This window comes from Crenothrix polyspora (assembly GCF_900163755.1).
Taxonomy (GTDB): domain Bacteria; phylum Pseudomonadota; class Gammaproteobacteria; order Methylococcales; family Methylomonadaceae; genus Crenothrix; species Crenothrix polyspora.
The window spans coordinates 1-9,965 of the sequence record NZ_FUKI01000158.1; the positions used below are offsets into that span (position 1 = coordinate 1).

Annotated in this window: 10 protein-coding genes; 1 reads left to right on the forward strand and 9 read right to left on the reverse strand. The window is 42.1% G+C overall.

The genetic code is table 11. From position 1 onward, the window contains the following. Positions 1-65 precede the first annotated feature (65 nt). The 9 genes from CRENPOLYSF2_RS15925 to rpmH form a co-directional block, all read right to left on the reverse strand. Positions 66-686 carry a lysophospholipid acyltransferase family protein gene (locus CRENPOLYSF2_RS15925; protein WP_087144939.1) on the reverse strand — a complete coding sequence of 207 codons (621 nt, stop codon included), beginning with the start codon at positions 684-686 and terminating at the stop codon, positions 66-68. 5 nt (positions 687-691) lie between these two features. Continuing rightward, positions 692-1,630, reverse strand: coding sequence for a phosphatidate cytidylyltransferase (locus CRENPOLYSF2_RS15930; protein ID WP_087144940.1), 939 nt, complete (start codon positions 1,628-1,630; stop codon positions 692-694). Next, on the reverse strand, positions 1,627-2,235 hold the full coding sequence (locus tag CRENPOLYSF2_RS15935; RefSeq protein ID WP_087144941.1) for a CDP-alcohol phosphatidyltransferase family protein: 609 nt from the start codon (positions 2,233-2,235) through the stop codon (positions 1,627-1,629). Before CRENPOLYSF2_RS15935 ends, CRENPOLYSF2_RS15930 begins: the two co-directional genes overlap by 4 nt. 30 nt (positions 2,236-2,265) lie before the next feature. Beyond that, positions 2,266-4,410 (reverse strand): AMP-binding protein, encoded by a 2,145-nt coding sequence (locus tag CRENPOLYSF2_RS15940; RefSeq protein WP_087144942.1) that lies wholly within the window; start codon positions 4,408-4,410, stop codon positions 2,266-2,268. A gap of 87 nt (positions 4,411-4,497) precedes the next feature. Next, on the reverse strand, positions 4,498-5,838 hold the full coding sequence (gene mnmE, locus CRENPOLYSF2_RS15945; protein ID WP_087144943.1) for a tRNA uridine-5-carboxymethylaminomethyl(34) synthesis GTPase MnmE: 1,341 nt from the start codon (positions 5,836-5,838) through the stop codon (positions 4,498-4,500). Further along, the gene (gene yidC, locus CRENPOLYSF2_RS15950; RefSeq protein WP_087144944.1) at positions 5,839-7,551 is read right to left on the reverse strand and encodes a membrane protein insertase YidC; all 1,713 of its coding nucleotides are present in this window, start codon (positions 7,549-7,551) and stop codon (positions 5,839-5,841) included. After that, positions 7,544-7,777, reverse strand: a complete 234-nt coding sequence (gene yidD / locus CRENPOLYSF2_RS15955) for a membrane protein insertion efficiency factor YidD (RefSeq protein WP_087144945.1) — start codon at positions 7,775-7,777, stop codon at positions 7,544-7,546. Before yidD ends, yidC begins: the two co-directional genes overlap by 8 nt. Continuing rightward, positions 7,759-8,121 carry a ribonuclease P protein component gene (rnpA, locus tag CRENPOLYSF2_RS15960; RefSeq protein ID WP_087144946.1) on the reverse strand — a complete coding sequence of 121 codons (363 nt, stop codon included), beginning with the start codon at positions 8,119-8,121 and terminating at the stop codon, positions 7,759-7,761. The genes yidD and rnpA overlap by 19 nt, the downstream gene beginning before the upstream one ends. 16 nt (positions 8,122-8,137) lie before the next feature. After that, complete coding sequence (gene rpmH, locus CRENPOLYSF2_RS15965; RefSeq protein ID WP_087144947.1) at positions 8,138-8,272, reverse strand: 50S ribosomal protein L34; 135 nt, start codon at positions 8,270-8,272, stop codon at positions 8,138-8,140. Positions 8,273-8,433: 161 nt separating this feature from the next. Between rpmH and dnaA the strand changes: the two genes are divergently transcribed. Further along, positions 8,434-9,750, forward strand: a complete 1,317-nt coding sequence (gene dnaA / locus CRENPOLYSF2_RS15970) for a chromosomal replication initiator protein DnaA (RefSeq protein WP_087144948.1) — start codon at positions 8,434-8,436, stop codon at positions 9,748-9,750. Positions 9,751-9,965: the final 215 nt, after the last annotated feature.

Consider the following 9,965-nt stretch of genomic DNA (forward strand, 5'->3'; position numbering starts at 1 on the left):
CCAAGAAATGCGTGCACCTAGGTGCTTAATTTTAATAATGTTATTTTATCGGTAGCAGTATTGGGTTATAAACGACACTTATGTTGCAAATGACTCATGGCATCGTTCATTTTTTTCATAAACACACCGCGACTGCCCTCCCAATGTAACGCCTCACCGACAAACGCATCAACAAAAAACGGCACCAATAAAAACTCACCTTTTGGTAAACACTTGCCTAGTCCATGAAAAAACACCGGAATAACGGGGGTATCAGGACAGACACTGAGTAAGTGTGCAATGCCGTTTTTCAACTTGCCAAGGCTTTCAGGTTCACCGCGCGTACCTTCGGGGAACAGTATCAATATGGCATTATCATTTAATGCCTGCACCAGCGGTGCCAACACCGACCCCGATTTTTCTACCGAATGCCGCTCAATCGGAATAATGCCAATTAACTGTTGTGAAAACCACGCCAGAAATTTATTTTTCAGAAAATAATCACTGGCAGCAACTGGGTGTACGCAACTAATCAGCGATTGGGGAAATAACGACATCAACGCCAAGGTATCCAGATGGCTGTTATGATTGGCGACAATAATGGCAGGCCCAGATGTCGGCAAATGCTCCCTGCCTCGCACGGCAATTCCCAGCAGCACCAAAACCAGCGGCTTTACAATCAGCAGATAAAATAAACGCTGTAACATCGTATTCAGTAATGTAAAAAATACGCGTAATGAAAAAACAACGGCGCGGTATAGGTTAAGCTATCTAAACGATCCAATAAACCGCCGTGTCCAGGCAACAAACTACCACTGTCTTTAACACCCAAATCACGTTTTAAAGCAGAAATAGTGACATCACCGACAAAACCCGCTGCGCCAATTAAAATTCCTGCGCCCAATGCTTCCAAACCTGTTAATGGCGTTAGCCACGGTGCTAGCACAGCGGCCAATAGCGTTGTGCTGGCAACACCACCTAAAAATCCAGCAACCGTTTTATTGGGGCTAACTGTAGGCACAATTTTGCGCTTACCTAAACTCTTACCCCACAAATATTGGGCAACATCATTAATCTCAGTCAAAAAAACCAAATAGATCAGCAAGCCCATTACACCACCGGCAGGATTATTTTCCGGTGGCAACGCCAGCATAAACGCCATGTGGCTCAAACTGAAAACCGTCACCATCAAGCCCCAATGCAACGACCCTATCGCTTGTAAAAAACCTTGCGTTTGGCCAATTAAAATCATACGCATCGGTAAAAACAAAAACATATACACCGGAATAAAAACAATAAACAGCCCATACCAACCCATCCACACCCAATAAAATTGGGCAGGAATGGCCAAATATGCCCAAAATAACACCCGATGATCGGCACGGCGAGTAGGAATCAGCGATAAATATTCTTTAAACGCTAAAAAACTGATAAAACCCAGCACGATAACAGATACCGTGCGATTAAACAGTACGGCTACCGCGAATACCGCAACAATCAACCACCACGTTTTAACGCGTTGGCGTAGCTCGCGGTAATCATGTTCGGGTCTTAAACGTTGCAGTACAATCGAGACTGCGCTGCCAACAGCCAGCAATACCCCGATAGCAATAAAAGCAATCTGTACACTGTGCGGCAAATTAAAGTTCATTGCCCAATTTCCAACAATGCATGACGGGCACGATTAACAACTGTCCACACCGTCAAAAGCAAAACCACCCCAAACACATAATTCATCCACAACCCAGGGGCAATACCACACCCTATGGCTAGTGCAATCACACCAAAAACAAAGGCTCTATCACTTTTTCCCATAGGGCCATCGTAGCGCCGAGACGCACCAATCTGCACTGCCACCACCCCCATCATTTCACTGATGATGGCAAAAATCACCAGTACCACAACCAGCCATAATGAGACAGTTGGTAATAGCGCAAATGGCAAATACAACGCCACATCAGACAAAACATCAGTGATTTCATTTAAAATCGCACCCAAAGCGCTTTTCATATGATGCTCTCGCGCCAACATACCATCAATCGCATTTAGCGCCATACGCACAAATAACACCACTGGCAACGCCAAAAACACCGTCAGCGAAGCGTGTAACATAACCAGCATGCCACCTGTCAGCACCGATACAGCCAAGGCCATCATGGTGACTTGATTAGCAGTTATATTGCGTTCGGCCAAATACTGCGTGATCGGCCTGAGTAGATTTTGGAAGTGAGGCTTTAGGTCATAGACTGTTATCATGATAACCCTCTGATTTTAATGTATGTAGCGTTATTTCAAGTGACTACTGGCCAGTTCAGTTACCGCCGGATAATTAATTTTTCCGGTTGCCATTACCGGAATAGCATCGACTAGCACTATTTTCTTTGGCAGCAAGATCGCCGCTGTCCCAGGCGATGCGGCAATCAACTGACTGATAGACGCTAATTTTTGCGTGGTCAATAACACCACTTGCTCACCTTTTTTACTGTCTGCTACGCTGATAGCTGCATGTAATGCCAAAGGCCAGGCATGGGCTGCCAGCTGCTCTACCGCCGTGAGCGATACCATTTCGCCACTGACTTTAGCAAAACGTTTGCTACGGCCACGAATACTGATAAAGCCGTCTTCATCAACATGGACAATATCGCCAGTATCGTACCAGCCTTTGCCATAGATAGATTCCGGTGGAATTAACACACCAGGATTATCATGCAGCAAATAGCCCAACATAATATTAGGACCATTTACATGCAATTGCCCTGCGTCATTAATACCTGGAATAGCTTCCAGTTCATAACCCATATCCGGCATTAATCGACCTACTGTGCCAGCCTTGCAATCCATTGGCGTATTAACAGCAGTAACAGGTGCCGTTTCAGTTGCACCATAGCCTTCTAAAATGCGGATACCAAATTTATCTGCCCATAACGCACGGGTGCTTTCTTGTAATTTTTCTGCACCTGCCACCACATAACGCATCTTATAAAAATCGTAAGCGTGGGCTTTTTTACCATAGGCCGCCAAAAAAGTATTGGTACCAAATAAAATAGTGGCGTTGGTTTCGTAAGCCATTTCTGGAATCACGGTGAAATGTAACGGCGTGGGGTAAAAAAAGGTCGTCATGCCATTCAGCACCGGTAATAAAGTACCCACGGTAAAGCCAAACGAATGAAACATCGGTAAAAAATTAAGCACCACATCTTGGGGATTAAAGCTGATCCGCGCGGAAATTTGTTTGTGATTGGCCAAAATATTAGTGTGCGACAACACCACGCCTTTAGGCGTGCCTTCAGAACCCGAAGTAAACAACACCACTGCCGGATGATCCGCCGATACCGCACGTTTTGGATACCAAAATCCCGCACTTTTAGCGTGTATAAACGCCAAGGCTTTATCAAATCCGCTGATATTTTCGGCCAAATCTTCCAAATAAACCAGCGTAACCTGCTGACTAAGTGCCAAGGCTTCGTCTTCAAATTTCCCCGCTTCAGTAAAGCGACGTGAGCTTAATACGGTTTTAACTTGCGCGGTTTGACACGCGGAAATCATCCCTGCTGAACCAATAGAATAATTCATCATTGCCGGTACACGGCCATGCAATTGCAGACCTAACACCACACACAAGGTTTTGGTCGAATTGGGTAAAAATACCCCAACGTTTTCGTGCGGCGCAGTAATTGTTGCAATGGCATTACCAATGGCAATTGTACGGGTAATCAAGACATCATAAGACAAAGGACTACGCTCCATGTCTTCAGCAACCGTATGTTTACCACCGTGAATAGCACGCGCCTCAAGCAAGCCGGCAAAAATAGTTTGTTGGTAATTGCTGGTAGCAAACATCATGTCGCTCATGATGTCAGCTAAAATATGACCACTGAATTTACGCCTTACTTTGCCACGCAGATCATGCGGTGCATCAATACGGGTATGTGGCAAAATGGTAATCGTAATTTTAGGGAATAAACGCAAGCGCACTATTTTATGCAAGCGCGAAAAATGCGTGTATTGACCGCCATTAATACGCACCGGTAAAATCGCGGCTTCAGATTTATCGGCTACCATGCCAGTACCGTCATAAATCTTCATTAATCCGCCAGTGACGGTAATACGACCTTCAGGAAAAATAACGGTTTTAGTATTGGTTTGCAGATGATGAATGAGATTTTTCAACGACATCGGATGGGTAGGATCCATTGGAAACACCTGCGAAAATCGTAAAAACGGCTGTATCCACCAGCGTTTAAAAATCTGGGTGTTAATGGCAAAAGTGATGTCATCCGGAAAAAACAGCCACATCAGCAACGGATCAAGAAAAGACGTATGGTTGGCAACAATTAATACCCGCTCGCCCGCATTATGATAATGCGCCATACCTTTGACTTCTACGCGGTAAATAAGCTTCAATAACCCACGTAAGCTTTGTTTCAACATAAGTTTATTCCCACTCTGGTCATAATCATCAGTAGTTTAGTTCAAAAACACAAAACTGATTATATAACGCTTATGGAAAACGTTTGCTTATTTACCAATACAAAAACTGGCAAAGATCTTGCCCAGCAAAGCATCCGATGAGATCTTACCGGTGATTTCACCTAAACTGTTTTGTGCTTGCCGCAAGTCTTCTGCCACTAATTCGCCCGCACGAATACGCAATTGCTGTGCCGCACTTTCGACAAATGCGTAAGCCTTGTTGAGTGCTTCAATATGCCGTCTACGGGCTATAAACACGGTATCGGTGGCTTCATTAAAACCAACGCTGTCTTTGAGGTGCTGTTTTAATAAATCCATACCCTGCCCGGTTTTGACAGATATATAGATGTATGTGCCTTGCGGGGTGTGTTCAATCACGGGAGATCTGCCACTAAGATCTATCTTATTAACGACCGTGATAATCTCAATGTGTGCTGGCAACTCGCCCAATAACGATGAATTATTAACATCTTGACCATCGACCAAATGTAAGATCTTATCTGCCTTTTGAATTTCGACACGGGCACGGCGTATACCTTCTTTTTCCACAATATCATCACTGTCCCACAAACCGGCGGTGTCGATAATATGCAATGGCATACCGTCTAATTGGATACGCTCTCTTAAAATGTCACGCGTGGTGCCGGCAATCGCGGTTACAATCGCAGCCTCGTGTCCTGCTAAGGCGTTAAGTAAGCTGGATTTACCAGCATTGGGTTTACCCGCTAATACCAGCGTCATGCCTTCACGCAGTAAGCGACCTTGTTGGGCATTTTTTTGAATGTCTTGCACGCTTAATAACAAGCGCACTAAGCGGTTTTCAACCACACCATCGGTTAAAAAATCAATTTCTTCATCGACAAAATCAATCGCCGCTTCCACATAAATACGCAGTTCGGTTAACTCGTCTACCAAGCTATTAATTTGCTCAGAAAATAGGCCTTGCAAAGACTTTTGTGCAGATCGAGCCGATTGCTCAGTACTGCTTTCAATCAAGTCAGCAACTGCCTCTGCTTGCGCTAAATCCAGTTTATCATTAAGAAAAGCACGTTCGGTGAATTCACCAGGTTTTGCCAGTCGTGCGCCAAGTGCTAACACACGGTGTAGCAGCATATCCAAAACGACAGCGCCACCATGACCTTGTAACTCAAGAATATCTTCGCCGGTATACGATGCGGGCGATGGAAAATATAAACTGATGCCTGCATCAATAATCTCGCCTTCTGCATCGCGAAAAGCGCTGTATTGTGCGTGCCTTGGAATAAGAGATTTATTAAGCAGCTGAGCGGCTATTTGGCTTACTAAACTACCCGAAACCCTAACGATGCCTACACCCCCATTCCCAGGAGGTGTGGCAATCGCCGCGATGGTATCGGTGTTATTAAGCACCTAGGCCGTTTTATTGATTTGCTTGGTAATATAGGTTTGTTGGGTAATTGACAAGGTATTATTAATAACCCAATACAACACCAAACCTGCTGGGAAAAACAAGAAAAACACAGTAAATACAATCGGGAACATCTTCATAATTTTAGCCTGCACCGGATCAACAGGTGCAGGATTTAACCCTTGCTGAATTTTCATGGTAATGCCCATGATCACCGGCAAGATATAAAATGGGTCTTGGCTGGACAAATCCTGAATCCATAGCATAAAAGGCGCATGACGAAACTCTACAGTTTCGCCCAATACCCAATACAAGGACATAAACACCGGTATCTGAAACAATATAGGAAAACAGCCACCCAAAGGGTTTACTTTCTCTTTTTTGTACAACGCCATCATTTCGGTATTAAATCGCGGCCTGTCATCGGCAAAACGCTCTTGTAATTCTTTTAACCGTGGCTGTACTTTACGCATATTAGCCATCGATTTAAAGCTGGATTGCGTTAAAGGGAATAATAATAATTTAATACACAAAGTGACACCGATAATGGAAAAACCCCAATTACCCGTCAAGTTATGAATTTTATTCAATAATGAATAAATAGGCTTGCCAATAAAAGTCAACACACCGTAATCAACCGTCAATTCCAAACCGGGAGCCGCTTTTTCCATTAATGGCTGAATTTTGGGCCCAACAAATAAGCGTGAGGCAAAATTAGCACTGCTGCCAACAGCAACATTAACCGCTGCGGAATAAGAGCCAATCACGTATTGGCCATCTTTTAAATATTTGGTGTAAAAATGATTTTCTTGATCCGCAGGTGGTATCCAAGCAGAGGCAAAATAATGCTGAATCATTGCTGCCCAGCCACCTTGGCTTGCTACATCAAGATTTTTTTCCACCATATCGTCAAAATCAACTTTTTGGTATTTTTCTTTATCCGTATAAATAACACCGCCGTCATAGGCTCGCATACCGGTCAACATACCACCGCTTTTTTCTTCTTTAAACGGCAATTTTGCTAGTTGACTGTATTGATTTCCAGCCCAAGGATTGGTGGAGTCATTTTTAACGCTGTGCTCCAAACCAATTTCATAACTACCTGGTTTAAATATAAACGTTTTAGTCACTGTCAAACCGTTATTATTCGTCCAGCTTAACGGCACACTTAAACTTTCTTGACCAGGTTGTAATTCATAACTGTCCTGTGGACTGGTAAAACTGGAATGATGATCTGGCGCTGCTGCCGCACCAACACCCGCAATTAAACCACTTTGCGCAATAAATACCCTGTCTGCTTTGCTGTTAAGCACACGAATCGGCGCATTGTTAACCGGCAATGCTGACAGACCTAACAATGCACGGACTTTATTAACAATCGCATTGTCTTTTTCTTCAGGGTATTGCAATAAATCCAAATTCTGAATACTGCCGCCCTGCAAATCAATTTCAAGTGCGACAACATCCGTCTTAACACTAATAACTTTTGATGCAGGTACTGCCGTTATTGTAGCATTTTGAGCAACATCTACCGCTGATGTACTGGCTGTTGTCGCGGTAGGTAAATCGTCATGATTACTTGTTAATGACACAGCGGGAGCGGAACTTGTCACAGCTGCCAACGACTGTGGGCCATAATCTTTTTGCCAGGACTGCCATAGCAAAACAACAAGAAACCCAAAGGCAATGATTAATAAAAATCTTATGTTATCCATTCTTGTTACCAAATTTTTCCGGAACGGGATCAACCCCCCCTTGATGAAAGGGGTGACATTTTAATAGTCTTTTGAAAGTCAGATAAATGCCGGTAATGGCACCAAAGCGTTGAAGCGCTTCTAGGGAATAACTTGAACAACTGGGATGAAAGCGGCAATTGCTTCCAAGCATAGGGCTGATGCAATACTGATAAAACTTTACAATGGCTATGAGGAAGATGCGCATCGTATTACTAGTTTAAGCCAATGTTTTTCTAAAGATTTTCTTAATAACTCGAGCGGCACATCTACCGCATCACGTTTTGCTAAAACCACCACATCCATACACCCCAAGCTCTGTTGTATTCGAAAGCTTTCTCTGATGGTACGTTTGATAATGTTTCTGTAGACTGCTTTTTTAATGTTTTTTTTAGCAATCGCCAAGCCTAAACGTGGGTAATCAAAATTATTTTTTATAGCCAATAAGGTAAAATACTGATCGCTGGATTTTACCGGATTAGCAAAAACATTTTTAAATTCGGCTGGTTTTTTCAACCGAAAAGCAGAAGGAAAATCAAAATTAGATTCCACTAAACAACAAAAATGACTAAACGACTAATTTAGCGCGACCTTTTGCTCTGCGTGCGTTCAAAACTTTACGCCCACCGACAGTTGCCATTCTCGCTCGAAAACCATGCGTCCTGACACGTTTAATTTTACTGGGTTGGTATGTTCTTTTCATTTTTTAGGCCTAGTGAAGTTTAACAAAAACAGATAAAAACGACCTCGTATGATAGAATAATACGCTAATCATGTCAATTCTGTAGCAAAGTGTTTTGTTGTAGTATCACTGCTAACAGCCATATTCTGACTAAATCTAAATCAATATTTACTATTGTTTCCATGAACTCAATTTGGGATAACTGCCTTGCCAAGCTTGAAAATGAAATTTCTAGCTCTGATTTCAGCACCTGGATTCGGCCATTACAAGCGGTGGTTGATGATAAACACATTAAATTATTAGCACCTAATCGCTTTGTCTTAGACTGGGTTAAGGAGCATTATTTAACCAAAATTGAAATGGCTATTCGACAATTTGCTAGCAATGAACAAACCTTAAAGCTAGAAATTGGTTCGCGGCGTTCAGTACCTGTCGTGCTCGATAAAATACAAAATCTTGCACAGACGCTGCAAAATAAACCTAATTTTTTAAACAAAGCTTTTACTTTTGAAAATTTTGTCGAAGGCAAATCTAATCAACTGGCCAAAGCAGCGGCAATTCAAGTAACTGAAAACATAGGAAAATCTTACAATCCTTTGTTAATTTACGGTAGCTCCGGCTTAGGGAAAACCCATATGATGCACGCAATGGGTAATGCTATTTTGCAAAAAAATCCATCTGCTACAATTATTTATCTTAACTCTGAAAAATTTGTTCAGGATATGGTCAGGGCATTACAACAAAATTCTTTTAGTAATTTCAAAGACTACTACCGAGATGTCGATGTTTTGTTAATTGATGACATTCAATTTTTCGCAGGTAAAGAGCGCTCTCAAGAAGAATTTTTCCATACTTTCAACACGCTTTTAGAAAAAAAACATCAAATCGTATTAACCAGCGATAAATACCCTAAAGAAATATCAGGAATTGAAGATCGTTTAAAATCACGCTTTGGCTGGGGTTTGCCGGTATCCATTGAACCTCCAGACATGGAAACTCGAGCCGCCATTTTAATGAAAAAAGCGTCTGTAGCAAATATAAAATTACCACAAGAAGTTGCTTTCTTAATTGCTAAAAAAATTCCTTCCAACGTCAGAGAGCTTGAAGGCGCGCTCCGCCGCGTCATTGCCAATGCGCAGTTTACTGGCCGCGAAATCACCGTAGAATTCACCAAAGAAGCGCTGCATGACCTGCTATCTTTGCAGGACAAATTGGTTAATATTACTAACATTCAAAAAACTGTTGCTGAATATTTTAAAATTCGCGTTGCGGATTTGTCTTCAAAAAGCAGAGAACAAGTGATTACTAGGCCGAGACAAATTGCTATGTGTTTAGCACGCGAATTAACATCACTCAGTCTCATGGAAATTGGTAGTGCGTTTGGTGGACGAGATCACACGACAATTATCAATGCCTGCAAAAGAATTTCTGAGCTGAAGAATTCTAACATTAAAATTGCTGAGGATTATTCAAATTTATTGAGAACATTGACACACTAATGTGGATAACTCTGTGGATAACTACTGTATAACTTGTGCATAACTTTTAAAATGTAAATTCCAAAAAAGTTATACACAAGCTATACAAGAGTTATACAAGAGTTATCCACATCATAAAGCATTGAAATATAAAATAAAAAACGACTTATCCACAGGATTTGGCCTTACTAATAATAATAATATATTATTATTAGTAAGGCCAAATCCTGTGGATA

Bases quoted from the DNA above. Each gene is read 5' to 3' on its own strand.
- yidD (WP_087144945.1), bottom strand. From the start codon at position 7,777: ATGCGCATCTTCCTCATAGCCATTGTAAAGTTTTATCAGTATTGCATC.
- CRENPOLYSF2_RS15935 (WP_087144941.1), bottom strand. From the start codon at position 2,235: ATGATAACAGTCTATGACCTAAAGCCTCACTTCCAAAATCTACTCAGG.
- rpmH (WP_087144947.1), bottom strand. From the start codon at position 8,272: ATGAAAAGAACATACCAACCCAGTAAAATTAAACGTGTCAGGACGCAT.
- CRENPOLYSF2_RS15940 (WP_087144942.1), bottom strand. From the start codon at position 4,410: ATGTTGAAACAAAGCTTACGTGGGTTATTGAAGCTTATTTACCGCGTA.
- CRENPOLYSF2_RS15930 (WP_087144940.1), bottom strand. From the start codon at position 1,630: ATGAACTTTAATTTGCCGCACAGTGTACAGATTGCTTTTATTGCTATC.
- dnaA (WP_087144948.1), top strand. From the start codon at position 8,434: ATGAACTCAATTTGGGATAACTGCCTTGCCAAGCTTGAAAATGAAATT.
- CRENPOLYSF2_RS15925 (WP_087144939.1), bottom strand. From the start codon at position 686: ATGTTACAGCGTTTATTTTATCTGCTGATTGTAAAGCCGCTGGTTTTG.
- yidC (WP_087144944.1), bottom strand. From the start codon at position 7,551: ATGGATAACATAAGATTTTTATTAATCATTGCCTTTGGGTTTCTTGTT.